This window comes from Rhodococcus sp. DN22, assembly GCF_036669995.1.
In the GTDB taxonomy this organism is placed as follows: domain Bacteria; phylum Actinomycetota; class Actinomycetes; order Mycobacteriales; family Mycobacteriaceae; genus Rhodococcus_F; species Rhodococcus_F erythropolis.
The window spans coordinates 5,833,997-5,858,616 of record NZ_CP133326.1 but is presented as its reverse complement, the minus strand read 5'-3'; the positions used below and the strand labels follow the sequence as shown (position 1 = coordinate 5,858,616).

Genomic DNA, 24,620 nt, shown 5'->3' with positions numbered 1-24,620 from the left:
ACGCTACCGGGCATATGCGGCATAGAGTTCACCCGTGGACTTCGCATTGCGCTCGTGCAGTTGGCACGGTCACGAGACCTACGCTCCGGACGAACCTGAGCTGCGGGATCGACTACATGTGGATACTGCGGTGGGTCAGGCGTGGCGGTGCCTACGTTGCGGCAACTTCGTCCCGGGAGCGCCCCGAGCATCGGGACCGGCGGACGCCGCCCCCGAGGTTCCGCGGGGGAGGCTGCTTCGCGACCGGTTGATCATGCGACTTCTCGCCACCGAGAGAATGTTCCGCGCTCTGGGTTTGGTTCTTCTGGCGATCGGTGTGTTCGAACTGAGATCGTCGAAGGGTCGCGCCGAGGACGCCTTCGAGAACGAATTGCCGTTGATCAGGCCACTTGCCCGTCAATTGGGCTGGAACATCGACGATTCCAAACTGGTCCATCACATCGAGCAGGCGTTTTCGTTGTCCGCTACGACGCTCACCTGGATCGCAGTCGGGCTGTTGGTCTACGCCGGCCTTCAAGTGATCGAGGCAGTCGGCCTGTGGATGGTCGAACGCTGGGGCGAGTACTTCGCGGTGGTGGCGACCAGCTTGTTCCTGCCCCTCGAAATCTACGAATTGACCGAGAAGATCACGTGGTTGAGGGCCGGGTTGCTGCTGGTGAACATCGCTGCCGTCGTATGGCTGATCTGGAGCAAGCGACTCTTCGGTGTCCGCGGCGGCGGCGCGGCGTATCACGCCGAACATTCGGAGGAGAGCTTGCTGACGGTGGAGAGGGCCGCGGTCAAGCAGGCTTCGTGAGACCAGCTTTCGACGCGGCAGCACCCGCCAGCGTTGCTGCACCGATCGTGATCATGGCGGCGAGGAGGATGGCTGCGGGTTCACCGTCGCCCATCACCCCCAATTGAGTGCCCACCGTAACTGCGGCAACCGGTACTCCCAGTTGTGCGGCGGACAGCACGCCGAGAGGGAGCGGGAGACCGAGGGCGCGTATCGCGGCGTGAACCACGAGAGTTGCTCCGCCCAAGACCAATCCGAGCCAGATGGCGGACGGATGGGTGACGAGGTCGCGCAGATTGATCGCCGCTCCCAACCAGACGAAGAAGAGGGGAGCGAAGAAGCCGTCGGTGATGGCGAAGAGCTGTTTGGCGAGGCGGCGGGGTTCACCGATCGCGGCAAGAACGAGCCCGAAGGCGAAGCCCGCGAGCATGATCGACACGTGAGTGCTCGACGCCAGCGCTGCCAGAGAAAAGAGGATCACCAGATTGATCCGGAGTTCGAGTGCAAACTTTCGTTTCTCCGAGAATTTGTGGAGCCTTCGCCAATGGCCGGACCGGTGGAAGGCTCGCAGTACGAAGAACAAGGCAACCGCACACGCCGCCACAGCCAGTGCGCCGACACCGGCACGAGGGGCATTGTCCGGATCGATCACCAAAGGCAGCGCAACAATGCAGACGGTGTCCGCGATCGCGACCTGGGCAGTCATCTGCAGAACCGAGGTTCCACCGAGCCCCAGCGAATCGACGATGGGGAGAATCAACGCCGCGGACGACGACGCGATCAGGACCGCGTACAGCGCGGCGTGACCGGTGCCGAATGCCGTCGCCGCACCGTAGCCGGCAACAACCGACAGAAGTCCGACGACAACCGAGCGAACGGCACCCTTGCCGATTGCCGCACGGACTGCCGGATCGCGGACCGGGACGTGTGAGCCGGCCACCATCATCGTGAGCGCGAATCCGATATCGGCCAGGAACGTGAAAGTCTGGTCCGAAGAGTCGAGCAGCCCGAAACCGGTGACACCGAAGACGACGCCCGCGGCAAGTTCGCCGACCACCACGGGGACATGCCAGCTGACGCGAGCGCCGAGCAGCGGGCCGAGAATGCCGGCCAGCGCGACGAGGGCAAGGATGCCGAAGGTCATCGACGACCTACGAGTTAACTGTCGAGGGTGCGATCTTCGCGGGGATGGCGGTGTTCTCGTCCACGTGGTAGCTCGCACAGACACGGTGGTAGCCGTCGGCGATCTGCGCCGGTACTCCGGCGCGGAAGTCTCCCTGCACCAGCAGGATCGGCGACAGCGCGATCCCCTTGCGGATCTTCAACAGGTCGGCAGCCACGTGTGGGTTGTCGACCGGAAGCAGAGGGAGCCCAGCAGCCCGCAGGATGTCTTTGGCCTTCTTCGAGACCAGCGTCGCCGTCTCGAGGGCGTACACGAGAGCTTGGACCTGAACCGGCGTCGCGCCCAACTGGAGGTAATCGCGGGCCGCCGGGTAGTCGTGCTCGTCCGGCAGGTCCTTCCAGAGAACGGCGGGAGCCTTCTCGGCTACCTTCGGCTCTGCTGTCTTGGGAGCCTTCGGCTGGGCTGCCTTCGACGTTTTGCTCTTGGCCATCTGTGCTGTTTCCTTCAGTGTCGGTCCGCGAGTGGAGCTGGTGCAGAAATCGTGCACCATCAGCGCCGCAGGCACCACATCGGAGCTGTTTGGCCCCCTAGGCGGCGGGTAATCAGCAGACTGCGGGGGAACGAGCAGGAGGCGAAGCAATGAAGCGGATTCTCGCAGTGCTCGCAGCGCTGATCCTGGCGGTGTTCGCACTGACCGCGTGCAGTGACAACAACGATTCGTCGGACAACGATTCGGCCGATCACGACGGCATGGCGATGACCAGTATGCCGATGACCAGCATGCCGACCAGTATGTCGATGCCGAGCATGCCTCTGGGTATGTCGACGCCGGGAGCGTCGTCGATGGGAATCGTGATCAGCGGTTTCGAATATTCGACGCCGGAGTCGGTGATGCCCGGACAGGTACTGACCATTCAGAACAACGACACCGTCGAGCACTCGGTCACGTCCGATACCGCGGGGTTGTTCAACGAGGACATCGAAGCGGGTGAGACGGAAACCATCACGGTGCCGAACGAGCCTGGAACGTACACGTTCCACTGCACCTACCACCCGAGCATGCACGGCACCTTGACGGTCAAGTAGAGGTCGGCCCGTCCGGCGTAGCTTTTGCTCCGGAAACTTCGGCGGCGCGCAGCCGATCAGGCTGGTGGAGAACAGATCCGGGTGTACGGTTTTCAGGTGCGCCGGAGAATTGCGATCAGTGTCGTCACGCTCGTGGTTTGCGCCCTCGGCTTTTCGCCGCCGGCGCTCGCGGATTCACCGAACGGCTCGTATTCGTCACAGCTGCTGTACTTCTCGGTCGATGTCGGGCCTGAACTCTCGACGCCGTGCACCGTCGTCGGTGAACTCTTTGTTCCCGATGGTGTCGACGCTGACAACCCAGCTCCCGCGATCCTGACCACCAACGGGTTCGGCGGTTCGTACAAGGACCAGATTCCTGCCCTGCAGAACTTCGCCGAGAACGGGTATGTCGGACTGACGTATTCGGGATTGGGTTTCGGCGGCACGAGTTGCAAGATCACACTCGACTCTCCCGCATACGACGGTGTCGCCGCTTCCCAGTTGGTCAGCTTCCTCGGCGGCCAAGAAGAGATTGCCTTCACGGATCAGGCTCTGACGCAGCCCTATCCGGCGCTCACCGCGGTGGTACAGGACTCCGTCGATCACACCGGTGCACCGTCGACGAACGACCCGCGGGTCGGAATGACGGGTGGCTCTTACGGCGGCGGCATTCAATTCGCCGCCGCGAGTGTCGATCCCCGCATCGACACCATCATCCCCATGATCACCTGGAACGATCTCTCGTATTCCTTGGCGCCCAACAGCACGGGAATCATCTCCGGTGTGTCGACAGCGGAGCCGGGAGCAGCGAAGGTGCTCTTTGCATCGCTGCTCTTCGGCGCGGGCATCGCGAATCCCGGTGTGGACGGTTACATCGCAGATCCCGCACGGCTACCCGGCTGCCCGAACTACGTCCCTTACATGTGCAACGCGATCGCCGAGGCAGTGGTGACCGGCGATATCGGACCGCAAGTAGTGAGTGAGCTCCGAGCGTCGTCGGTCTCGTCGTTCGTCGACCGGATCAACATTCCGGTACTGCTTGCTCAGGGGCAACAGGACACCCTGTTCGATCTGAACGAGGCAACCGCGACTTACGACGCGCTGAAGGATCGTGGCGTCGATGCCAAGATGATCTGGCATTCGTGGGGGCACAGCCACTTGGCCGCGGCGCCGGGCGAGTTCAGCTTCTCCGCACCCGACGAGGATACCCAGTACGAGACCGGTCGCTTCATGGACTGGTTCGATCACTACCTCAAGGACGAGAACACGGAGACCGGACCGGAATTCGCGTATTTCCGCAACTGGATCGACTACGAAGGAAACGCGGCCCCGGCCTACGCGACGTCCGACACCGTCGATGTCGGGACCGCCCGCGCCTTCCATCTGTCCGCTGACGGGGGACTGCTACCGGACGGCGCGCCGGTGATGCCGGGTTCGAAGACGATCGTCACCGCACCGGCTGGGCTGCCGACGGGCGTAGAGCCACTCAATATCAATCCGGCCGGAAACATTCCGAATGCGCAGATTCCGGGAACCGAGGCGCTCTGGACCACTGGGCCGATGACCGAGGCGATGGACGTGGTGGGAGCCCCCACTGTGACGCTGCGTGTTGCGGCGCCCGGACAGCCGGTGGTGTTCGCGAAACTCTACGACGTGGCTCCGGACGGAACTTCCTCGCTGATCAACGGACTCATCGCGCCCATACGCATCAGTGATCCGTCGCAGCCGGTGCCGGTGACGATGCCGGCGATAGTGCATCGATTCGAGCCGGGGCATTCTGTTCGTCTGGCAATCACCGGTGGCGACATCAGTTTCCGTGGGGGATTGCAGGGCATGCCGGTGACGATCTTCGCCGACGGGTCCGGCCCCCTCGAACTTCCCGTCGTGGGCTGAATTTCAGCGGGTGATGGTGCGACTGTCGCCGCGGAACTCGGCCACGACGGTGTCGCCATTGCGAACGGTCACGTCGTAGATCCCACTTCGGCCGCCTCGAGCCTTCTCGGTGGCGACCGCGGTCAAGGTGTCGCCGAGACGGGTCGGACGCAGAAATCTGATGTCCGCGCGCGCTGCAACGGCTGAATCCTCGTAGCCGTTGCAGGCGAGCGCAAACGCGGTGTCCGCGAGCAGGAAAACATAACCGCCGTGTGTGATTCCGTGACCGTTCACCATGGTTTCGCCCACGGTGACGGTCACGGTTGCGCTACCGGGCGCCAGCTCGGAAATCTCGATACCGAGTGCCTGCGATGCCTGGTCCGCGTCGAACATCTCTCTGGCGGTGATGCTTCCTGTACTCACGAGACAACTCCTGTGGGATCGGGAAATTGCAGGGGTCTAGAGGACCGAGACAACTTCCTGGACATACATGTCGACCGTGCCGGTGGCAAAGTTTGCGACATCTTTTCCAGCGGCGCCCATCTCCGGGGACTTCAGGCCGCTCTGCATCGTCTCGAGATCGGGAAACTCGAGGTTGGCGACGGCATAGAAGACGGGATCGGAGCCGTCCAGCGTCGAGCACTTGCTGAACGTGAAGTCCGAGAGCCCTGGCACTGCGCTGGCGAGCGGGACGTGGATCTCGTTGTAGTACTTGTCGAAAGCCTCCGGATCGGTGGGGCGTCCGTAACACACTGCTACTCGATAGGTCATGTGCTTTCAATTCCCTTCGGGGCGAGTCTTGGCTACCAGAGTCAGGACGTCGTATGTCGCGACCGGATCGTTGTCCTGGTTCGTCACCACGGCGTCCCAACGAACCTCACCGTAGTCGGCGCTGCTGCGAGGTGTGATGGTCTTGGCTGTGAGGGTGACCGTCAGGCTGTCTTCGGCTTTGACCGGAGTCAGGAACCTGAGGCTGTCCACGCCGAAGTTCGCGAGAACCGGGCCGGGAGCCGGGTCGACGAACAGGCCCGCAGCGAGTGAGACAACAAGATAGCCGTGCGCGACGATGCCGCCGAAGAGTGGATTCGCCGCAGCGGCCACCGGATCGGTGTGAGCGTAGAAGGTGTCACCGGTGAACTCTGCAAAATGATCGATGTCTGCGAGTGTGACCTGGCGCGGACCGCCGACAACAGTGTCACCGATCTTCAACTCGGCGAGACTCTTTCGGAATGGATGTTCGGATCCGGTCGTGCGCTGCGATCCGGTGAACCAGCGCTCGCCGACTGCGGTGAGGACGTCGGGTGTGCCCTGTACGGCGGTCCGCTGCATGTGGTGCAGAACTCCGCGGATGCCACCCAGCTCCTCACCGCCGCCGGCACGGCCGGGACCGCCGTGTACGAGGACTGGAAGGGGAGAGCCGTGGCCGGTGGATTCCTTGGCGTCGTCGCGGTTCAGCACGAGCACTCTGCCGTGAAAAGCTGCGAGACCCAGCACCAGTCGACGTGCGATGTCGGTGTCGGCAGTGACCACCGAGGCGACGAGGCTTCCCTCGCCACGGGCCGCGAGTTCGATCGCATGATCGATGCCGTCGTATCCGATGACGGTGCTGACGGGTCCGAAGGCCTCCAGTTCGTGTACCTCGTGCGCATTCTCTTCCGCCCGGAGAAGGACTGGGGAAAGGAAGGCTCCTGACTGGCCGTCGGCACCGACCACGTCGACGTTGTCCGGGTCTCCGAATACGATAGTTGCCGACTTCGTCAGACCGCGAATGGATTTCAAGACCTCGTCACGCTGTTCGATGCTGGCGAGAGCTCCCATAGTGACGCCATCAGCATCGGGGTGTCCCACGACCACTTTGTTCAGTCGCTCGGATGCGGCATCGACAACGGCGTCGACCAGCGAGAGCGGGACCAGGGCGCGCCGGATCGCCGTGCACTTCTGGCCCGCCTTGACCGTCATCTCGGTGACGAGTTGTTTGACGTACAAATCGAATTCGGGCGTTCCTGGTACGGCGTCCTCGCCGAGGATCGACGCGTTGAGTGAATCGGCTTCGGCATTGAAATGGACACCCTTGCCGACGACGTTCGGGTGAGCACGCAGCGTTGCTGCGGTGTCGGCGGATCCGGTGAATGCCACTGAGTCCTGCCCGCCGAGGTGATCGAGGAGGCCGCGTGCACTACCGGAGAGCAGTTGGACGGAACCCTCTGGGAGCAAGCCTGACTCGATGATGCGCCGGAAGACGAGTTCGGTGAGATATGCCGTGGAACTGGCAGGTTTGACGATGGACGGCACCCCCGCGATGAATGCCGGTGCCAGCTTCTCCAGGAACCCCCACACCGGGAAATTGAAGGCGTTGATCTGCACGGCGACGCCGCGACGTGATGTATAGATGTGTTGCCCGAGGAAGGTTCCGCCCTTGCCGAGAGGCTCGACGTTTCCGTCCAGAAAGACTGTGCTGTCGGGCAATTCGCGCCGAGCCTTGCTCGCGTAGCTCAGCAGGGTCCCGAATCCGCCGTCGATGTCCACCCCGGAATCTCGCGTCGTCGCGCCGGTGGCAGTGGAGAGTGTGTAGAACTCGGCTTTTCCTGCCATCAACGTGAGGGCGAGAGCCTTGAGCGCGCCGGCACGTTCGTGGAAGGTCATCGCGGACAGTGCAGGCCCGCCGACCTCGCGGGCGTACGTAACCATCTCGGCGAGGTCGATGCCGGTTGCGGAGATCCGGGCCACCTCCGATCCGTCCACTGCGCTCGGCAACGGGGTACCTGCGTCCGGTGCGGCGTACCACTGACCGGCCACATAGCTTTCCAACAGTCTGCTCACGACAACTCCATCTCACCGTACGTTCGGTCGGTAATTACGATCGCCCGGTAACGCCGCGTTGTCAAGGATTCGGCAGAACTGCCTGGAGTCAGGCCTTGCGAAGTCCGTCGAAAGTGACGGCGACGACCGCGTCGGCGATGTCGGAGACGGACTCACCCGCTCGGGGTTTGTACCACTCGATCAGTGAGTTGACGGTGCCGAACATCAGCTTGCTGGCGAGGGCTGGTTCGATGTCCGGGCGCAAGTCTCCCTCCGCTGCGGCGGACGCGACGAGACCTCCGACGAAGTTGTCGAATTCGCGTCGACGAGCTAGCGCGGCGCGCTCGACCGTCGTGTTGCCGCGGACGCGCAGGAGCAGGGTGACGTATGGAAGCTCTGCGACCAGCACCTCTACGCTGCGCCGGACCAGGTATTCGAGCCGGTCGATGTACGGACCGGTGGTGGCGCCCTCTTCGGTCGTGACCGCAAACAGGGCGTTGAGTGCACGCGAAAGGGCGAGTTCGAGAAGTTCTGACTTTCCGGACACATGGTGGTAGATCGAGGACTTCGTGATGCCGAGTTTCTTGGCGAGCACCTCCATGCTGGCGCCGTCGTAGCCCTTGTCGTTGAACACCTTCACGGCCACGGCCAGGAGCGAATCGAGGTCGTAGCCGGGACGTCCGGGGAGGCCGGTGCGTCGAGTGGGGCGTGCCGTAGTCATGTCCCCATCTTCTCAGTTCGGGCAAAGCTGTGCACCATCCTCGTTCTCTCCCTTGCCAAACGACCGAATGTTCGGTTACTAATGGAGAAGAGCGAGAAGGAGCGAATGTGAACACCCTGCACGTGGACGAGCGCGAGGATCGCGTCGTGGTCACCCTCGACAGGCCCGCGCAACGCAATGCGATCAACGCGGAAATGATCGACGAACTGCATCAGGTTTGTGGACGCCTCGAACGGGATCCGAAGCTGCTCCTGCTTGCGGGGCGCGGCGACCACTTCGCAGGCGGCGCTGACATCGCGGAGCTCCGAGAGCGCGGACGAGAGGAAGCGTTCGCGGGTATCAACCGCACGCTGTTCGACCGAATCGGAAAGCTCCCGCTTCCCACCGTGGCCGCCGTGAGCGGCTACGCGCTCGGCGGTGGGGCAGAGTTGACCTACGCCTGCGACATTCGCATCGCGACAACGACGGCGGTCTTCGGGAATCCGGAGCCCAATCTCGGCATAATGGCAGCCGCCGGCGCCAGCTATCGATTGCCGAAGCTCGTCGGCGTCTCGATCGCGAAGCAGGTGCTCCTCGGTGCCAGGAACCTCGACGCCGAGCAGGCGCTACGAGCGGGCCTGGTTGTCGAGGTAACCGAACCGAACTGCCACGTCGACGCAGCGCATCGGCTGCTCGACCGCATTTCCCGACTGTCCCCGCTGGCACTGCGATTGACCAAGATCATCGTCGATGCGCCGGGATCGCATCCGTTTGCCGACGACATCGCCCAGGCCGTCCTGTTCGAGAGTTCGGACAAGCGCGATCGCATGACGGCCTTCCTGGAGAAGAAATCATGACTGAAGCAGTTGCACCGAAGACCGTCGGAGTCATCGGCGGTGGACGCATGGGTGCGGGTATCGCCCAGGTGTTCGCCAGTCTCGGCGGGGCGGTCACCATCGCGGAGAGTGGCGACACCGCGGCCGCGTTGCAGCGTGTTTCCGCCGGCCTCGACAGAGCTCACGAGCGAGGGAAACTCGACGACCAGGACCCCGCGACGGTGCTGGCGCGCGTGAGCACCGTGGACGCAGTGACCTCGTTGCCACCGTCGCTCGACCTGATCGTCGAGGCGGTCCCGGAAATTGCGGCCCTCAAGGTCGAGGTGCTCGCCGCTGCGGAAACCGTTGCCGGAGAAAGCACCGTGATCGCCAGCAACACCAGTTCCATGTCGATCGCCGAACTCGGCGCAGCGCTGACGGATCCGGGCCGGTTCATCGGTATGCACTTCTTCAATCCAGTCCCGGCGTCGCTGTTGGTCGAGATCGTCCGGGCGCCTCAGACCCGCCCCGAGGTTGTCGACTCGGTACGAGCATGGGTGTCGATGCTCGGCAAAGCCGAGGTGCTCGTCAACGACTCACCTGGTTTTGCAACCAGCCGGCTTGGTGTCGGTCTCGGGCTCGAAGCCATCCGCATGCTCGAAGAGGGTGTGGCGGACGCGGAATCGATCGACCGAGCAATGGAATTGGGGTATCGGCATCCGATGGGCCCGCTGCGTTCGACAGATCTGGTCGGGTTGGATGTGCGCCTGGCGATCGCCGAACACCTCGCGAGCACGCTCGGTGATCGATTTGCACCTCCAGCACTGCTGCGAGAGAAGGTGGCTCGCGGCGAGTTGGGGCGCAAGACGGGACAGGGTTTTCACACATGGAGCTGAACCGAACTTCCTGCGAAAGGAACATCGATGACTGACGTGATTCGCTTGGAGATCGAGCGAGGTTTGGCGACAATCACTCTCGACCGACCCAAGGCCGCCAATGCCGTCAACGGCGAAATGAAGTCTCAGATGCTCGAAGCGTTGCTGCAGGTCCACGCGGACGCAGAGGTTCGAGCGGTGTTGATTCTCGCCGAAGGCAAGAACTTCTGCGTCGGTCAGGATCTGGGCGAGCACGCCGCAGCGTTGGATGCTGATCCGGCGCACGCGATGGATACCGTCGAGGCGCACTACAACCCCATCGTCACGGCGCTGTCGACGCTCTCTGTCCCGGTGGTGGTGGGTATCGGCGGAGCCTGCGTCGGGGCCGGGTTGGGAATCGCGTTGGCCGGAGACATCCGTGTCGTGGGGGCTCGCGCGAGCTTTGCGACGGCATTCACCGGCATCGGTCTGGCCAGTGACTCCGGGCTCAGTCATGCGCTCGTGCACGCGCTCGGACCTAGCCGCGCCAGTGGCCTGATGTTGCTCGGCGACAAGTTCGACGCGCAGAGCGCGCTGGAGTGGGGCTTGGTTCATCGCGTGGTGGCCGACGAGGACGTCGCCGCTGAGGCTCGGGTACTCGCGCGTCGGCTTGCCGACGGACCCACCGCGGCCTTCGCCCACGTGAAATCGCTGATCCGTGCCGTTGCTCCTGGGCTTTCCCAGACGCTGGCGGCCGAGGCGAACGCACAGGTGGAGCTGGGTTCCACGGCAGATCATCGAGGCGCAGTCACGGCTTTCCTGTCGAAGCAGAAGCCGGTTTTCGAGGGCCGCTGATTTCTGGTGCGGCGAAAGATTCTCTTGTGTGCTGGGACACCTCGGTGCATACTAGTTACCAACCGATCATTCGGTAATAAAAGGTAGGTACGATGACCAACGTGGAAGCTCCACAAGATCTGCAGAACCTGTTCGACGAGACGATCGCGGCAGACCAGCGCATCGAGCCTCGCGACTGGATGCCGGACGGCTACCGCAAGACTCTGATCCGTCAGGTTGCCCAGCATGCGCACTCCGAAATCATCGGAATGCAGCCCGAGGGAAACTGGCTCACCCGTGCGCCTTCGTTGCGACGCAAGGCGATCTTGATGGCGAAGGTCCAGGACGAAGCCGGGCACGGTCTGTATCTCTACTCCGCGGCCGAGACGCTCGGTGCCGATCGTGGCGATCTGACCACCAAACTGATCGAGGGAAAGCAGAAGTACTCCTCGATCTTCAACTATCCGACGCTGACATACGCCGACGTGGGAGTGATCGGCTGGCTGGTCGACGGAGCTGCTATCTGCAATCAGGTTCCGCTGTGCCGCAGCTCCTTCGGGCCGTATGCGCGCGCGATGATCCGTGTGTGCAAGGAGGAATCGTTCCATCAGCGGCAAGGCTTCGAGCTGTTGGCGACGATGATGCGCGGCACGGAAGCTCAACGGGCAATGGTGCAGGAAGCCGTCGACCGATGGTGGTGGCCCGCTCTGATGATGTTCGGACCGCCGGACGACGAATCGCCGAACACCGAGCAGTCGATGAAGTGGCGCATCAAGCGGCACACGAACGACGAACTGCGGCAACGATTCGTGGACATGTCGATACCGCAGGCCGAGATACTCGGTGTGACCTTCCCTGATCCCGACCTGCGCTGGAACCCCGAGCGTGGCGCACACGATTTCGGCGAGCCGGACTGGAGCGAATTCATGGACGTGGTCCGCGGCAACGGAGCGGCGAGCGTCGAGCGGATCACCAATCGGAAAGCCGCACACGACAACGGGGCCTGGGTTCGCGAGGCCGCGTACGCCTTTGCACAGCGCGAGAGACTCGCGCACGATCGCACGACTGGGGAAACATCATGAGCGAGAACGATCAGGTACAGCGCGATCAGGTGCGGGGCGAATGGCCTTTGTACGAGGTATTTCTGAGGGGAAAGCGCGGACTGAACCACGTGCATGTCGGATCCCTGCGCGCGGCAGACGATCAGATGGCCCTACGCCACGCGCGCGACGTCTACACCAGACGTAACGAAGGCGTGAGCATCTGGGTCGTGCCGTCAGCGAACATCGTGGCTTCGAGTCCGGCAGAAAAGGATCCGTTCTTCGCGCCGAGCGGCGACAAGGTCTACCGGCACCCGACTTTCTACGACATCCCGGACTCCGTTCCGCACATGTGAGAATCACTTCGACTTCGAGGACCAACAGATGAACGATCACGACAGTGCCTACGACGGCCTGGTCGACGGCGACGGCCACGGTCAGTGGGCGTTCGGAACCAGCTTCGACGACCCCCTCGCCGGAGTCGACACCACGGTGCCGGATGACGTCGATCTCGGTGCGCTGGCGCGCTACTGCCTCATGCTCGGCGACGACGCGCTCGTCAGTTCGCAGCGCCTCGCCGAATGGTCGACGCGGGCACCGGAACTCGAAGAAGAGGTAGCTCTCGCGAATGTCGGTCTGGATCTGATCGGACAGGCCAGGCTGCTGCTGGCTCGCGCGGCAGCAGCCGATTCCACTGTCGTTCCGTTCATCTCGGACACGTCGCCGGTGCCGGCTGAAGATGCGCTTGCCTTCTTTCGTGATCAGTTCGGTTTCCGCAACGTGAGACTGGTGGAGCTCGCCAACGGCGACTTCGCGCACACGGTCGTTCGGCTACTCGTGTTCTCGACCTGGCGGCTGGCGCTGTTCGATCGGCTCCGCACATCGCGGGACCCGGTCCTCGCGGCCGTGGCGAACAAAGGCGTCAAAGAACTGACCTACCACCGCGACTACGCGGCAAGATGGGTCGTCACGTTGGGCGCCGGCACGGCAGAATCCAAGCGTCGGACTGCCGCGGCCCTGCTCGAGATCTTCCCGTTCGTGGACGAACTCTTTGTTCCCACCCAGGACGAACTCGTTTTGGCAGAAGTTGGCGTCGGAGTGGATCCGCGTACTGTTCGGCCGGAGTTCGACGCTGTTCTTGCCCAGGTCCTCCATGCAGCCGAAATGGAAGAGCCCCCTTCGCGTTTCTCCGGTTTCGTCGGCGGCCGCGGCGGGCGTGCCGGACTGCACACCGGGGCACTGGGGCTACTTCTCGCCGAAATGCAGAGCGTCGCTCGGGAGCATCCGGAAGGGGTGTGGTGACCGTGACTGCCGCTACCGTCTCTTCCGCTACTGTCTCTTCGGCGCAGGAGATCGTCGCCTCGGTGATGGATCCGGAGATGCCACTGTTGACCTTGGCCGATCTCGGCGTCATCCGATCGGTCGACGTCGAAGCGAACTTGGTCTATGTGACAATCACTCCCACCTATTCCGGGTGTCCGGCGATGGCGACGATGCGAGACGACATCGAGCACAAGCTGACCGACGCGGGGTACGGCAGCGTCCAGATCAAGACTCAACTGTCGCCGCCTTGGAGTTCGGATTGGATCAGCGAAGAGGGGCTCGCGAAACTTCGGACGGCCGGGTACTCGGTGCCGGGGGCCGCGCCGCGTCGCACCTCCGGCCCGATCGCCTTGACCTTGACGGCCAAGCCGCGCGACATCCTGTGCCCCCAGTGCGGTTCGGCAAACACCAGACTGAGTTCGGAATTCGGTGCGACCCTGTGCAAAGCGCTCTATCGCTGCCTCGACTGCCTCGAGCCGTTCGATCACGTGAAGGAGATCTGAACAGATGAGTACCGCAACGACGAACCGGAACAAACCATTTCACCCGTTGACGGTCGCCGGTGTCGAATCACTGTGCGACGACGCAGTTGCCGTCACCTTCGACGTGCCTGCCGATATCGCCGATCAATTCGACTTCGGCGCCGGGCAGTCACTGACACTGCGGCGGATGATCGACGGCGTCGAACACCGTCGCTCCTACTCGATCTGTGCACCGGTAGGGGCGTCTCCACGGGTGGGGGTTCGCGAGGTGGCAGACGGACTCTTCTCCTCCTGGTTGGTGCGAGACGTCAAGGCCGGGGATCGAATCGACGCCCAGGGCCCATCTGGCAATTTTGTCGCCGATCCGGCATTGGGTGGACGGCATGTTCTGATCGCGGCGGGCTCCGGAATCACGCCCATGTTGTCCATCGCTGCAACACTGCTGGTGAACCCCGAGGCCGATGTCACCCTGCTGTACGGGAACAGGCGCACCCGTTCGGTCATGTTCGCCGAAGAGATCGCCGACCTAAAGGACCGGTACGGTGCGCGCCTGGACGTTATTCATGTCCTCTCTCGCGAGCCGCGCGAGGTCGAGTTGTTCTCGGGCCGTCTCGACGCCGACCGGTTGCGTGAGATCTTCACCTCTCTCGTTCCGTGCGACCAGGTCGACGGCTTCTGGTTGTGTGGTCCGTTCGGGATGGTCAACGACGCCCAGGAAGTACTGGCCGGCTTGGGAATTGCCAAGGATCGCATCCATCACGAGCTGTTCTACGTCGACGACGTCGCTCCGCCGGTTGCAGTGCATCGTGAGCCCGGAATTGTGGGACCAGGCAGCGAGGTCACCATCACGCTCGACGGTCGATCGACCACCGCGACACTTCCGCGAGACCAGTCGATTCTCGATGCAGCGGAACAGTACCGATCGGATCTGCCCTTCGCGTGCAAGGGCGGGGTCTGTGGAACGTGTCGCGCCAAGGTCACCTGCGGTGACGTCGAGATGCGCAGGAACTACGCACTCGAAGACTACGAAGTCGACGCGGGTTTTGTACTGACCTGCCAGACCTTCCCTGTCGGTGAACAGATAACAGTCGATTTCGACGCCTGACCGCCCGCACAGCGCCCTCACTGAGCCCACCGGAGACAATCATGACCGAACTCGTCACTGCTACTTCGCAAGAAATCGAATTTGCCAGTCGGGACCGCATTTCGACGCTCCAACTCGAGCGGATGCAATGGTCCCTGATGCACGCGTACACCAATGTTCCGCACTACCGCAAAGCTTTCGACGACGCCGGCGTCCACCCGAGCGACTTGAAGGATCTGAGCGATCTCGCGAAGTTTCCCTTCACCACCAAAGCGGATCTACGTGAGAACTATCCGTTCAAGATGTTTGCGGTGCCCCAGGACCGGGTCTCGCGAATTCACGCGTCTTCGGGGACCACCGGTCGCCCGACGGTGGTGGGGTACACGAGCAACGACCTGAACAACTGGGCCGATCTCATCGCGCGCAGTCTCTCGGCCGGCGGCGTGCGGTCTTCGGACAAGGTTCACGTGGCTTACGGGTACGGTCTGTTCACCGGTGGGTTGGGAGCACACTACGGTGCGGAGCGCTTGGGCTGCACGGTCATTCCCATGTCCGGTGGCATGACCGAGCGGCAGATTCAACTGATCGAGGACTTCGAGCCCGACGCCATCATGGTGACTCCGTCGTACATGTTGACCATCGTGGATGCGATGATCAAGAAAGGCATCGATCCCGCGAAGACCTCACTGAGGGTGGGAGTTTTCGGAGCGGAGCCGTGGACCGAACAGATGCGTACCGAGCTGGAACAGCAACTCGACATGCATGCGGTCGACATCTACGGACTCTCCGAGATCATGGGCCCGGGTGTGGCAATGGAATGTGTGGAAACCAAAGACGGGCTGCATATCTGGGAAGACCACTTCTACCCGGAGATCATCGATCCGGTCACGGGCGAAGTGCTGCCGGACGGTGAAGAAGGTGAGCTGGTTTTCACCTCTCTCACCAAGGAAGCGCTGCCCATCATTCGCTACCGAACCAGGGACCTGACCCGACTGTTGCCGGGTACGGCGCGCTCGATGCGTCGGATGCAGAAGGTCACCGGCCGGACCGACGACATGATCATCCTGCGTGGGGTCAATCTGTTCCCCACACAGATCGAAGAGCTGATCTTGACCGTCCCCGCCCTGGCACCCCAATTCCAGTGTGTGCTGGAGCGTCCGGACCGGATGGATACTCTGACAGTGCGCGTCGAGGCTCGCCCTGACGCGGCAATTTCCGATCATGCGGCAGCGTCTTCGGCGTTGCAGAAGCTGGTGAAGAACAAGATCGGTGTCACGGTCGAGGTGAGCGTTCTCGAACCCGGCGGACTCGAACGCTCGATCGGCAAAGCGCGTCGTCTGATCGACCAACGTCCGAAGGACTGAAACTACTCCAGGGCCATGCGGGTGGCGAAGATTCCGAGAATGCCACCAGCTAGCCATTTCTGAGCCCGCATCCACACCGGACGCGCCATGAGGAAGGTCGACACGGCTGCCGCACAGCACACGATCAACGCGTTGACGGTGACTGCGACCAGGATCTGCACGCCGCCGAGTACGAGTGCCTGTTGCCAGACCGGACCCGCAGTGGGATCGACGAACTGGGGGATCAGGGCCGCGTACATCAGCGCAATCTTGGGATTGAGCAGATTGGTGGTCAACCCCATCCCGAACAGACGGCCGCTACCGTGGCGGTCGACCTCGCCCACCTCGAAAGCGGACTTCCCACCTGGTCGGAGTGTCGACCAGGCGAGATAGGCCAGGTACAGGGCACCACCGATTTTCACCGCGGTGAACACCGTTGGTACGGCGAAGAGAACCGCCGTCAGCCCTGCACACGTGGCGGTGAGGTAGACCAGGAAACCGGTTGCGACTCCGCCGAGCGAGATCAAACCCGCCCGGCGGCCCTGGCTGATGCTGCGGGACACCAGATAGATCATGTTGGGGCCCGGTGTCAGAACCATCGCCAGGGCGATCAGCGCGACTCCCGTCATCGACGCTGACGTGATCATGTCGGTCTCCCACTACTCGATGCGTATGTTTCGTCGAGTACACAAGGGTTTGCAGTCGCGCGCCAAGGTCCAGTTCGCAGGCAGTGGTCCGCTCAGGTGTTGGCCCAGCTGTCGGGCCCGAAGACCTCGTAGTGGATATTCTGTGCCGGGACGTCCCTTTCGAGCAACGATGCGCGCATCGCCAACATGAACGGCATCGGCCCGCAAAGGAAGGCTTGGGTATCGGGCTCCACTGCAATACCTTGCAAATCCGCCCGTCCTTCGTGAACCGATCCGAACGCAACGTGCGTGCCGAGATCCTCGTACCAACGGTGCAGGGTTGCGGCGGGGATCTGGTCGACGAGTGTGCTGAGTTCTGCGCGGTGCGCGTGATCCGCAATGGATCGATCCGCATGGATGACAGATACCGAACGGTCAGCGCCGGTGTCCACGAGATGATTGAGCATCCCGATCATCGGTGTGCAACCGATTCCGGCCGACGCGAGCAGGAGCGGTGAGTTGTCGTCCGGCATGGTGAGATCGCCGAAAGGTGTGGTGACGGAGAGTTCTTGACCTTCGAATACGTTGTTGTAGAGGAAGTTCGACACTTCGCCATCGGGAGTTCCGGAGATTCGCTTGACGCTGATCCGCCAGTCTGCGCTGCTCGGTATCGAACACAGGCTGTATTGACGGATCTGGCGGGCGCCGTCGGGCAGCGTAACCCCGACCGAAAGGTACTGTCCGGGAGCGAAGGTGGGGAGTGCGCTACCGTCGAGCGACGTGAGTGTCAGTGAGACGGTGTCGGCGGACTGAAGAACTCGTTCACTGATCCTTACCGTGCGCCAGACGTCACCGGCGTCCACGCCGGCGAGTTGGTAGAGGCCACGCTCCATCGTGATGAGGGTTTCCGCCATCAGCCAGTAGACCTCGTCCCAGGCTGCTGCGACGTCGGGAGTGACTGCATCGCCGAGTATTTCGACGATCGCGGCAAAGAGGTGTTCGTGCACGATTGCGTACTGGTCGGGTGTGATTCCCAGCGACGCATGCTTGTGGGCGATACGTGAAAGTATGAGATCGACCTTGGCGCTGTCCGGCTCGAGCTGAAGCGTCGCGAATGCCGCGATGGCGCCGGCGAGAGCCTTCTGCTGTTCGCCCTGCTTCTGATTGCCGCGATTGAACAAATCGCGTTCGAGTTCAGGATGCGCGTCGAACATCCTGCGGTAGAACAGGGTTGTGATATCGCCGATGGCAGCGCCGACCACGGGAAGGGTGGCGCGAATGACCTCGGTTGACTGTGGGGAAAGCATGAGCTGCTCCGTTCGGTCGAAATTCGATTGATCAGCCTGCTTCGTCGCTCCGGGTGGTGAGGCGTAGCAGGACAGTTTTGGACGGCTGCCGGATGACGTCTTCGATCGTGACCGCGTCGAGTGAAACGAAGAACGCTTCCTGTGCTTCGCGCAAAGCGCTCCGAAGGAGGCAACCTCCGCGCAGTGGGCACGGTTTGTCGCCTTCGCAGTCGACGACTTCACCCGGGCCTTCGAGGCGTCTGGCCAGCCAGCCGATGGTGGCGGTGCGGCCGAGTTCGGTGATGGAAAGCCCACCGCCGCGGCCGCGCCTGGTTGTCACGATGCCGAGCTCACCGAGCCGTGTAACCACCTTGGTGGCATGGGAATACGACACGTTGAGCTGCTGCGCAACATCCCGAGTGCTGGGGGAGGCATCCGCGTCGAGTAAGGCCAACCGCATGACGACGCGCAATCCCAGATCGGTGAACTGCGTCAGTTGCATGATCTGAACCTACATAATTCGCATCTGAGATGACTATTTATGTGAGGGGGATCTCGAGGTGCCCCAACCAGGGCGAACGGTACGTTCGGCGCCTCCAGTGCGCTGAACGTGCCGTTCGCTCAGAGACGGGCGGCCGAACCCCCGGCAACGACGCCGAGAAAGTGTGGTGCTCGCCAACCTCGCGCCGCAAAGTCGCGGCTCACCGACGCGATGACCTCCGCTCCGCTTCCTTCCGGAACCAGCGCGATGGCTGAGCCTCCGAATCCGCCGCCGGTCATCCGCGCACCGATCGCGCCGCCGCGTCGTGCTGCGGCAACGGCGACGTCGAGTTCATCGCACGAGACCTCGAAGTCGTCGCGCAACGAGGCGTGCGAGTTGTCGAACAGTTCGCCGACGTCACTGAATCTGCTGCTGCGCAGAAGTTCTGCGGTCTTCCGCGTCCTCTCGATCTCGGTCACGACGTGCCGTGCCCGCGCCCGGAGGATCGGGTCTCGCACTGTCTCGGCCTGGTCTGCTGTAGCCTCTCGCAAGCTGCCGACGCCGAGAGCTGCTGCTGCAGCGACGCATTGAGAGCGCCGCATTCCGTACTGTCCGTCTGCGAGCGAGTGTTTGACCCGGGTGTCGATGGCGATCAGTTCGTACCCTGCACCGTGGAGTTCGAAAGGTATGGGTTCGGTGGATCCGTCCTGGCAGTCCAGCAGGAGCGCGGTCGAGGGCTGAGCAAAGAGGGCAATGGTTTGATCCATCCCTCCGGTCGGTGCGCCGACGCCGTCGTTCTCGGCCTGGATGCACACCTGTACCAGCTCATCGCGGGCGAAAGGTGAATCATGAAGTTCATTGACGGCCAACGCAACCGAACAGGTGAGGGCAGCGGAACTCGACAGTCCGGCCCCGACCGGTACCGACGAGTCGACGGCAAGATCGATTCCTCCGATCGGGAGGCCTCTGCGCGCAAGAGACCACAGAACGGCTGTGGGGTAGGCGGCCCACCCTGTGGCGATGTCGCCGAGGGGTCCGGTGTACGTCTCGGCGGATTGCCGACTGTGCACGCGGACGACCCCGTCGCTGCGCAGTGCGACGGCAACCAGTGTTCGCTGCTCGAGAGCGACCGGTAGGCACAATCCACCGTTGTAGTCCGTGTGTTCACCGATCAGGTTGACTCGACCGGGTGCCGCCCACACTCCGGTTGCCGGATAGCCGTAGGTGGCGTGAAACTGTTGGAGCACAGAATTGTTCGAGACCGTATCCACTATTTCAACTCCCGTAGGCGGGCCGCGACTGCCTCGGGAACGGTGTCGTTCACCCAGGCGCCCATGGCGGACTCGGACCCGGCGAGGTATTTGAGTTTGCCCGGTGCGCGCAAGATCGAGAACAGCTGAAGATGCAGTCGGCCCAGAGGTCGGTTGATGCGGACGGGAGCTTGGTGCCAAGCCGCGATGTACGGTACCCGGTCGACGCCCGGATAGAAGCGATCGATACGGCGTAGGAGATCTTGGTAGACGACCGCAAGCTCGTCGCGCTCTTGGTCGTTCAGCGAGGGAAGGTCCGGGACGTCTCGGTGCGGTGCCAGGTGAATCTCGATGGGCCATCGTGCGGCGGTCGGGACGTAGGCGCTCCAGTGATCGCCGTCGTAGATCAACCGGGCCTTGTCCTCGCGCTCGAACGCCAGAACATCGGCGAGTAGTGAGCGACCGGTGCGCTCGAAGTGTTTGTGCGCCTGCGTCAGCATCGATCGGGTGCGTGGCGTGACATACGGGTATGCGTAGATCTGTCCGTGTGGATGGGTGAGTGTCACCCCGATTTCTTCGCCGCGGTTCTCGAAGCAGAACACTTGTTCCACAAGCGGATCCGCCGACAACTCTTCGGTCCGAGAAATCCAGGCGCCCACAATCGTGCGCATGCGTTCGAGTGGAAGCTCGGCGACGGACGCCGTGTGATCGCTCGAGAAGCACATCACTTCGCAGTGACCGGCCGCTGGGCGATCGCCCGCACCGTCTCCGGGACTGTCAATGGCTTCCTCAGGCGCCGCGGCAAAGCTCGGAAACCGATTCTCGAACACCGCGACGTCGTAGTCTCCGTCGGGTATCTCTGTGGGCGTGCGTGTTTCGTCGGTCGGGCACAATGGACATTCGGCGGCGGAGGGGAGATGTGTCCGTGTCATGCGATGCGAAGCCATGGTGATCCACTCCCCGGTGAGAACGTCGAATCTCATCCGAGACGAGTGGTCGAGAGCCGGCAATTCGCGGGAATCTCGCGCAGAGTGGGCGCGGGCACTGCCGGCATCGTCGAAGTAGAAGATCTGACGCCCGTCGGCGAGGGTGCGACGGGTCGGATCCTGCTTGGGTGTCATGCGTCGACTTCCCATTCCAGAACACCCTTGCTGACAACGGGTTTCCACACTCCGATCGTTGATCCTGTTTCCAGCGCTACGGCATGGGCGGCCAGCATTACCGAGATGGACGCCCAGATCGGACCGCCGTTGTCAGTGGCGTCCGACGCATACTCGGTCACACAATGGTGGAGTGCGCCGCTGCGGGTGTCCACGAAGTAGTGGTACTCGTCCAGTCCGGCAAAGGGAACGAACGAGGGGATGAACATGGTTGCGGCAGTGCCTGCGTCGCGTTGATCGTGTCGATCCATCTCGTCATCGGCGTAGAGGTCTGGATTCTCGTAGATCGTCTCATCCCACGTTTCGAGCAGAGTGAGACGAACTTCTGTTGCGACGTCGATGGGGTAGAAGAATTTGTCCGGGAGCACGCTGCCGAGAAAGAGGCCGGTCCGGTCGTCGTGGGTCAGGCTGCCGTTGTGGACCCGATACAGGTCGCGAAGTTCCTGGGGCCACGTGACGCCGGTCGAGGCTTCGAATTCCTCGATAACGGCGTCACCAAGTCCTGGTTGAAACGCTGCAGCCGTCACCGGTGCGTGTGTACGGCACCACGCTTCGATTCGGCTCCATTCGTTTGCAACGCTCATGGGCTTTACGATACGTCCGAGTCAGGACCCGTGAATCAGGTACTGCAGTGTGTCCACGAGCTTTCGGTCCGAAGCCTCGGACTTTCGGCCGGTGATTCCCGATCGGAGAATTGCGGAACCCTCGAGCAGGCTCACGATGGTCTGCGCTGTCGCGCCAAGTTCCGCCGCATCCAGCTCCGGTTGTGCACACGCGACTGCGCGCTCTACGTGTGCGATGTACTGGGCGTAGAAGTCTCGAAGCACGACCGCGACTTCTTGGTCCGCCGCTGCAATGGCCCATACTTCGACGTACAGACGCACCGTGGCCTGGTCGTCCTGTTCTCCGAGCAGGACTCCGATGAAGTGTTCGGATTCCTCGCGGGAAAGGCTCTGATCCGTATCGGGGACGACGGCAAGGCGATCCAGTGAGCGGGTCAATGCACGTGACATCACTGCGCGTATCAGATCTGCACGGGTGGGGTAGTAGTGCTGCAGATGTCCTACCCGCACTCCGGCCGCGGCTGCGAAATCGCGCATTGCCGAGTTGGCATTGCCCTGAGTAGTGAGGACCTGTTCTGCTGCGTCGAGAAGTGCTGCCGCACGGGCGGCGCCCTTGGAGAGGGTCATGGTCGCAATACTGCCACCCCGAAGCTCTCCAACTCGGAGACGGTGCGGCGAGGGTTCGGAAGCGATTCGGGGAAAGTGACTCCAGGCCGGGCATCGTCGGCCAAGGCTCGTCTGACGGCCAGCGCGCCGCCCACCGCGGTGAGGTGAGCCTGGCCCTGCCGGTCGACGATTGTCGCGCTTGTCGTGCCGCTCGGGCCGGTGACATCGATGCGTACTTGCGCGCTCCCGCCCTTGCCCGGCGAGTACAGGAGTCCGCGTCGTAGCGGTGTGAAGCGGTCGCCGCGACCCCAACGGAACAGACCCACCTTCTTGGCGGCGAGCAGCGCAGTTGTGGATGCATTCGAACTGAAACCTATTCGAGTGCTGGCAGTTTCGGCGCCCAAGGTCATGGGTAACGTGAATTGTTCCGGAGTGTCGATTCTTCCGACCTTGGTGCGCGATCCGGGGAAGTCGACCCAGCGTGTATCCGTCAACGGGCTGACGGTGATCGGGTTTCCTTGCTGCATCACCTCGAAATCCTGCCCGAGCCGATCGATGAAGTCGACGGAGTCCAGCCCGGCAATGTCGTTGACGTCGTAGCGAATCGAGACGTCGATCGTGCTCGCGCCACCCAGTTCCTCGGCCAGCGCTGCGGCGACGATATTGGTGACTCCGCCCATCCATCCGGACGACAGGTACACCGGTGCGCTCGGCGACTTCTGACCCGCCAGAGTGGCGGCGCGAGCGACGCGGGTTGTCCAGCGGGTGATGTCCACGTACGGAATGCCGGCCTCGACGGCGGCGGACAAGACACGATCGTGGGGATCGTTGACCGTCGACACGACCGCGCGTACGGACGCGTCGAAGGGTGTCGGGTCGAGGAGGTCCCAGCGGCGGACGGAAGCGCCGTGACGGCCGGCCAGTTCGTTGCCTCGCTCGGGGGTGCGTCCGGTGAGGAGTAGTGGGAAGTCGGGGGCGAGCAACGCAGTCAGGGCGCTGCCCACGGTTCCGTATCCGCCGGCCACGAGGATCGGGCCGTCGGCTGAATACTGCAATGAATCGGTCATGCACGTAACTCTAGGTCAAATGACCTAAAACGTCGAATGGGGTTCTTTTCGCTGCTCAGTCCCGGTGTCGCACGATGTTGACGACGTTGCCATCGGGTGCCCGGACGAGGAATCGGCGAACACCCCACTCTTCGGTCGTTATGGGGTGCACGATTTCGTAGCCGAGCCTGCGGGCCTCTTCGTAGGCGCCGTCGATGTCGTCCGTGTGGACTGAGATGACGGAGTCCTCGGCCGCAGTGGCGTCGTGCGTGACGAGCTGTACGTTCGCGCCGGTGTCGGGAGAGGTGTAGCGAGCGACCCACCCCATGTTGAACTCTTCGGTGCTCAGGCCGAGAAAGTCGGAGTAGAAGCTCTTGGCGGTTCCGATATCGGCGACTTTGAGATTGGCGGTGATGCGTCGAGCGCGCATGTGGTTCTCCTACCTTCGGCAATAGATGCGCTCGATGATCGTCCGAAAGCGGATCCATGTCGACTGTGCCGTCCGAAGATGCAGGCCGCCTGGTTGATTCGATCTGTCACTGCGGATCGAACGAGCTCACAGTTCCCCACCGTGAGAAGGGAAGGACGATCAATTGAACCTTGCCGATGACATTGTCGATCGGCACCGTTCCACTGTGTTCGTCATCGAGATGGAAACGTGAATCCTTCGAATGGGCGCGGTTGTCGCCCATCACCCACAGGTTCCCGTCGGGAACCGTGACCGGCCCGAAATACCTTCCTTGGCAAGAGGTACCGTTGCCCGGAATGCGCTTGTCGATGTACGGCTCGGTCAGCGGCTTGCCGTTCACTCGAAGCCCCTCTTCCTCGGACAGGCACTGTACGGTTTGGCCACCGACCGCGACTACCCGCTTCACGAGGTCGTTTTCGTCCGGCGGGACCAAGCCGACGATGGACCCGAGTCCCTGAAATGCGCGAACAATCGAATTGTCGGATCGAATGGATTTGTACTCGTCGTTCCAGGACTCGGGTCCCTTGAACACGACCACATCCCCAGGTTGCGGATCCCCGAATCGATAGCTGATTCTGTCGACGAGGATCTTGTCTCCCGTGCAGCCGGTGCATCCGTGAAGTGTCGGTTCCATGGACTCCGACGGGATCAGAAAGATGCGTCCGACGAAGTTCTGAATGACAACACTCAGGACAAGTGCGACGACAACGAGGATCAGAATCTCACGCCACAGTGGACGTTTTCTCGGGTGATCGGCCACTGCCGATTCAGTGGAGTCGGTCGAGTCCTCGTGGGCGTCGGATTCCGTCACACTCCCGACAATAGATGGCGCAACCAGTCGTCGGTCCGATACGAATCTTCTCGGTTCGTGGGTCTGTCTGTCGGCTGACATGCTTCGGAATTGGATCACATCACGCGCGAAGATCCGGTCGAGGTCGGCAATCCGCGCAGTCCTGACCCAAACATCGTGCCGACGAATACCTTTCGCAGAAGCAGGTTGAACAACTCTCCGAGATTCAAGCGT

The 24,620-nt window shown here is 62.5% G+C and carries 28 protein-coding genes; 12 read left to right on the top strand and 16 right to left on the bottom strand.

Features of this window, described 5'->3' with window-relative positions; genetic code table 11:
* The first annotated feature begins 34 nt into the window (after positions 1-34).
* Entirely contained in the window at positions 35-796 is a 762-nt protein-coding gene (locus tag RA302_RS27080; protein WP_003943067.1) for a DUF2127 domain-containing protein, read from the top strand.
* On the opposite strand, the gene RA302_RS27075 is transcribed toward RA302_RS27080, so the two are convergent.
* Entirely contained in the window at positions 780-1,919 is a 1,140-nt protein-coding gene (locus RA302_RS27075; protein ID WP_030536077.1) for a cation:proton antiporter, read from the bottom strand. The genes RA302_RS27080 and RA302_RS27075 overlap by 17 nt on opposite strands.
* A gap of 7 nt (positions 1,920-1,926) precedes the next feature.
* Positions 1,927-2,388 carry a hypothetical protein gene (locus tag RA302_RS27070; protein ID WP_230359176.1) on the bottom strand — a complete coding sequence of 154 codons (462 nt, stop codon included), beginning with the start codon at positions 2,386-2,388 and terminating at the stop codon, positions 1,927-1,929.
* Between the two features lie 149 nt (positions 2,389-2,537).
* On the opposite strand from RA302_RS27070, the gene RA302_RS27065 reads away from it, so the two are divergent.
* Entirely contained in the window at positions 2,538-2,984 is a 447-nt protein-coding gene (locus RA302_RS27065) for a cupredoxin domain-containing protein (protein ID WP_003943263.1), read from the top strand.
* Positions 2,985-3,080: 96 nt separating this feature from the next.
* A complete protein-coding gene (locus RA302_RS27060; RefSeq protein ID WP_230587522.1) occupies positions 3,081-4,856 on the top strand; it encodes a CocE/NonD family hydrolase in 1,776 nt (591 codons plus the stop codon).
* Between the two features lie 3 nt (positions 4,857-4,859).
* Here the strand turns inward: RA302_RS27060 and paaI are convergent, their stop codons facing one another.
* From paaI to RA302_RS27040, 4 genes are all read right to left on the bottom strand, one after another.
* Positions 4,860-5,228: a hydroxyphenylacetyl-CoA thioesterase PaaI gene (gene paaI, locus RA302_RS27055; RefSeq protein WP_046380079.1), complete on the bottom strand. Its 369-nt coding sequence runs from the start codon at positions 5,226-5,228 to the stop codon at positions 4,860-4,862.
* A 66-nt stretch (positions 5,229-5,294) separates the two neighbouring features.
* A complete protein-coding gene (locus tag RA302_RS27050) occupies positions 5,295-5,606 on the bottom strand; it encodes an EthD family reductase (RefSeq protein ID WP_007730606.1) in 312 nt (103 codons plus the stop codon).
* A 6-nt stretch (positions 5,607-5,612) separates the two neighbouring features.
* A complete protein-coding gene (paaZ, locus tag RA302_RS27045; RefSeq protein WP_030536074.1) occupies positions 5,613-7,655 on the bottom strand; it encodes a phenylacetic acid degradation bifunctional protein PaaZ in 2,043 nt (680 codons plus the stop codon).
* A gap of 88 nt (positions 7,656-7,743) precedes the next feature.
* On the bottom strand, positions 7,744-8,355 hold the full coding sequence (locus RA302_RS27040; protein ID WP_007730612.1) for a TetR/AcrR family transcriptional regulator: 612 nt from the start codon (positions 8,353-8,355) through the stop codon (positions 7,744-7,746).
* Positions 8,356-8,462: 107 nt separating this feature from the next.
* On the opposite strand from RA302_RS27040, the gene RA302_RS27035 reads away from it, so the two are divergent.
* The 9 genes from RA302_RS27035 to paaK all read left to right on the top strand — a co-directional run bounded on the left by RA302_RS27035 (position 8,463) and on the right by paaK (position 16,130).
* Positions 8,463-9,191, top strand: coding sequence for an enoyl-CoA hydratase/isomerase family protein (locus tag RA302_RS27035; RefSeq protein WP_007730615.1), 729 nt, complete (start codon positions 8,463-8,465; stop codon positions 9,189-9,191).
* The gene (locus tag RA302_RS27030) at positions 9,188-10,045 is read left to right on the top strand and encodes a 3-hydroxyacyl-CoA dehydrogenase family protein (protein WP_007730617.1); all 858 of its coding nucleotides are present in this window, start codon (positions 9,188-9,190) and stop codon (positions 10,043-10,045) included. The genes RA302_RS27035 and RA302_RS27030 overlap by 4 nt, the downstream gene beginning before the upstream one ends.
* Positions 10,046-10,072: 27 nt before the next feature.
* Positions 10,073-10,858: an enoyl-CoA hydratase-related protein gene (locus RA302_RS27025; protein WP_030536073.1), complete on the top strand. Its 786-nt coding sequence runs from the start codon at positions 10,073-10,075 to the stop codon at positions 10,856-10,858.
* A 92-nt stretch (positions 10,859-10,950) separates the two neighbouring features.
* Complete coding sequence (gene paaA / locus RA302_RS27020) at positions 10,951-11,919, top strand: 1,2-phenylacetyl-CoA epoxidase subunit PaaA (protein ID WP_029256502.1); 969 nt, start codon at positions 10,951-10,953, stop codon at positions 11,917-11,919.
* Positions 11,916-12,233, top strand: a complete 318-nt coding sequence (gene paaB, locus RA302_RS27015; protein ID WP_007730622.1) for a 1,2-phenylacetyl-CoA epoxidase subunit PaaB — start codon at positions 11,916-11,918, stop codon at positions 12,231-12,233. Before paaA ends, paaB begins: the two co-directional genes overlap by 4 nt.
* A 28-nt stretch (positions 12,234-12,261) precedes the next feature.
* Positions 12,262-13,179 (top strand): 1,2-phenylacetyl-CoA epoxidase subunit PaaC, encoded by a 918-nt coding sequence (gene paaC, locus RA302_RS27010; RefSeq protein ID WP_029256501.1) that lies wholly within the window; start codon positions 12,262-12,264, stop codon positions 13,177-13,179.
* A gap of 65 nt (positions 13,180-13,244) precedes the next feature.
* A complete protein-coding gene (gene paaD / locus RA302_RS27005) occupies positions 13,245-13,703 on the top strand; it encodes a 1,2-phenylacetyl-CoA epoxidase subunit PaaD (protein ID WP_051636608.1) in 459 nt (152 codons plus the stop codon).
* Positions 13,704-13,707: 4 nt separating this feature from the next.
* Positions 13,708-14,787 (top strand): 1,2-phenylacetyl-CoA epoxidase subunit PaaE, encoded by a 1,080-nt coding sequence (gene paaE / locus RA302_RS27000; protein ID WP_030536072.1) that lies wholly within the window; start codon positions 13,708-13,710, stop codon positions 14,785-14,787.
* A 41-nt stretch (positions 14,788-14,828) separates the two neighbouring features.
* Positions 14,829-16,130: a phenylacetate--CoA ligase PaaK gene (gene paaK, locus RA302_RS26995; RefSeq protein WP_030536071.1), complete on the top strand. Its 1,302-nt coding sequence runs from the start codon at positions 14,829-14,831 to the stop codon at positions 16,128-16,130.
* 2 nt (positions 16,131-16,132) lie between these two features.
* Here the strand turns inward: paaK and RA302_RS26990 are convergent, their stop codons facing one another.
* The 10 genes from RA302_RS26990 to lepB all read right to left on the bottom strand — a co-directional run bounded on the left by RA302_RS26990 (position 16,133) and on the right by lepB (position 24,407).
* Positions 16,133-16,756 (bottom strand): LysE family translocator, encoded by a 624-nt coding sequence (locus tag RA302_RS26990; RefSeq protein WP_007730629.1) that lies wholly within the window; start codon positions 16,754-16,756, stop codon positions 16,133-16,135.
* A gap of 92 nt (positions 16,757-16,848) precedes the next feature.
* Complete coding sequence (locus RA302_RS26985) at positions 16,849-18,042, bottom strand: globin domain-containing protein (protein WP_003942968.1); 1,194 nt, start codon at positions 18,040-18,042, stop codon at positions 16,849-16,851.
* A 31-nt stretch (positions 18,043-18,073) separates the two neighbouring features.
* Positions 18,074-18,523 carry an Rrf2 family transcriptional regulator gene (locus tag RA302_RS26980; RefSeq protein ID WP_338478575.1) on the bottom strand — a complete coding sequence of 150 codons (450 nt, stop codon included), beginning with the start codon at positions 18,521-18,523 and terminating at the stop codon, positions 18,074-18,076.
* Positions 18,524-18,642: 119 nt separating this feature from the next.
* Positions 18,643-19,773, bottom strand: coding sequence for a galactokinase (gene galK, locus RA302_RS26975; protein ID WP_030536070.1), 1,131 nt, complete (start codon positions 19,771-19,773; stop codon positions 18,643-18,645).
* The gene (gene galT / locus RA302_RS26970) at positions 19,773-20,873 is read right to left on the bottom strand and encodes a galactose-1-phosphate uridylyltransferase (RefSeq protein WP_030536069.1); all 1,101 of its coding nucleotides are present in this window, start codon (positions 20,871-20,873) and stop codon (positions 19,773-19,775) included. The genes galK and galT overlap by 1 nt, the downstream gene beginning before the upstream one ends.
* A complete protein-coding gene (locus RA302_RS26965; RefSeq protein WP_030536068.1) occupies positions 20,870-21,496 on the bottom strand; it encodes an SMI1/KNR4 family protein in 627 nt (208 codons plus the stop codon). Before RA302_RS26965 ends, galT begins: the two co-directional genes overlap by 4 nt.
* 21 nt (positions 21,497-21,517) lie before the next feature.
* Positions 21,518-22,102, bottom strand: a complete 585-nt coding sequence (locus RA302_RS26960; RefSeq protein WP_003943180.1) for a TetR/AcrR family transcriptional regulator — start codon at positions 22,100-22,102, stop codon at positions 21,518-21,520.
* Positions 22,099-23,148: a saccharopine dehydrogenase gene (locus RA302_RS26955; RefSeq protein WP_030536067.1), complete on the bottom strand. Its 1,050-nt coding sequence runs from the start codon at positions 23,146-23,148 to the stop codon at positions 22,099-22,101. The genes RA302_RS26960 and RA302_RS26955 overlap by 4 nt, the downstream gene beginning before the upstream one ends.
* A 55-nt stretch (positions 23,149-23,203) precedes the next feature.
* A complete protein-coding gene (locus RA302_RS26950; protein WP_030536066.1) occupies positions 23,204-23,557 on the bottom strand; it encodes a glyoxalase superfamily protein in 354 nt (117 codons plus the stop codon).
* A gap of 106 nt (positions 23,558-23,663) precedes the next feature.
* Positions 23,664-24,407 carry a signal peptidase I gene (gene lepB / locus RA302_RS26945; protein WP_003942848.1) on the bottom strand — a complete coding sequence of 248 codons (744 nt, stop codon included), beginning with the start codon at positions 24,405-24,407 and terminating at the stop codon, positions 23,664-23,666.
* Positions 24,408-24,620: the final 213 nt, after the last annotated feature.

Bases quoted from the DNA above. Each gene is read 5' to 3' on its own strand.
- RA302_RS27075 (WP_030536077.1), bottom strand. From the start codon at position 1,919: ATGACCTTCGGCATCCTTGCCCTCGTCGCGCTGGCCGGCATTCTCGGC.
- RA302_RS27070 (WP_230359176.1), bottom strand. From the start codon at position 2,388: ATGGCCAAGAGCAAAACGTCGAAGGCAGCCCAGCCGAAGGCTCCCAAG.
- RA302_RS27065 (WP_003943263.1), top strand. From the start codon at position 2,538: ATGAAGCGGATTCTCGCAGTGCTCGCAGCGCTGATCCTGGCGGTGTTC.
- paaI (WP_046380079.1), bottom strand. From the start codon at position 5,228: ATGTTCGACGCGGACCAGGCATCGCAGGCACTCGGTATCGAGATTTCC.
- RA302_RS27050 (WP_007730606.1), bottom strand. From the start codon at position 5,606: ATGACCTATCGAGTAGCAGTGTGTTACGGACGCCCCACCGATCCGGAG.
- RA302_RS27040 (WP_007730612.1), bottom strand. From the start codon at position 8,355: ATGACTACGGCACGCCCCACTCGACGCACCGGCCTCCCCGGACGTCCC.
- RA302_RS27030 (WP_007730617.1), top strand. From the start codon at position 9,188: ATGACTGAAGCAGTTGCACCGAAGACCGTCGGAGTCATCGGCGGTGGA.
- RA302_RS27025 (WP_030536073.1), top strand. From the start codon at position 10,073: ATGACTGACGTGATTCGCTTGGAGATCGAGCGAGGTTTGGCGACAATC.
- paaA (WP_029256502.1), top strand. From the start codon at position 10,951: ATGACCAACGTGGAAGCTCCACAAGATCTGCAGAACCTGTTCGACGAG.
- paaB (WP_007730622.1), top strand. From the start codon at position 11,916: ATGAGCGAGAACGATCAGGTACAGCGCGATCAGGTGCGGGGCGAATGG.
- paaC (WP_029256501.1), top strand. From the start codon at position 12,262: ATGAACGATCACGACAGTGCCTACGACGGCCTGGTCGACGGCGACGGC.
- paaD (WP_051636608.1), top strand. From the start codon at position 13,245: ATGGATCCGGAGATGCCACTGTTGACCTTGGCCGATCTCGGCGTCATC.
- paaE (WP_030536072.1), top strand. From the start codon at position 13,708: ATGAGTACCGCAACGACGAACCGGAACAAACCATTTCACCCGTTGACG.
- paaK (WP_030536071.1), top strand. From the start codon at position 14,829: ATGACCGAACTCGTCACTGCTACTTCGCAAGAAATCGAATTTGCCAGT.
- RA302_RS26990 (WP_007730629.1), bottom strand. From the start codon at position 16,756: ATGATCACGTCAGCGTCGATGACGGGAGTCGCGCTGATCGCCCTGGCG.
- RA302_RS26985 (WP_003942968.1), bottom strand. From the start codon at position 18,042: ATGCTTTCCCCACAGTCAACCGAGGTCATTCGCGCCACCCTTCCCGTG.
- RA302_RS26980 (WP_338478575.1), bottom strand. From the start codon at position 18,523: ATGCAACTGACGCAGTTCACCGATCTGGGATTGCGCGTCGTCATGCGG.
- galT (WP_030536069.1), bottom strand. From the start codon at position 20,873: ATGACACCCAAGCAGGATCCGACCCGTCGCACCCTCGCCGACGGGCGT.
- RA302_RS26965 (WP_030536068.1), bottom strand. From the start codon at position 21,496: ATGAGCGTTGCAAACGAATGGAGCCGAATCGAAGCGTGGTGCCGTACA.
- RA302_RS26960 (WP_003943180.1), bottom strand. From the start codon at position 22,102: ATGACCCTCTCCAAGGGCGCCGCCCGTGCGGCAGCACTTCTCGACGCA.
- RA302_RS26955 (WP_030536067.1), bottom strand. From the start codon at position 23,148: ATGACCGATTCATTGCAGTATTCAGCCGACGGCCCGATCCTCGTGGCC.
- RA302_RS26950 (WP_030536066.1), bottom strand. From the start codon at position 23,557: ATGCGCGCTCGACGCATCACCGCCAATCTCAAAGTCGCCGATATCGGA.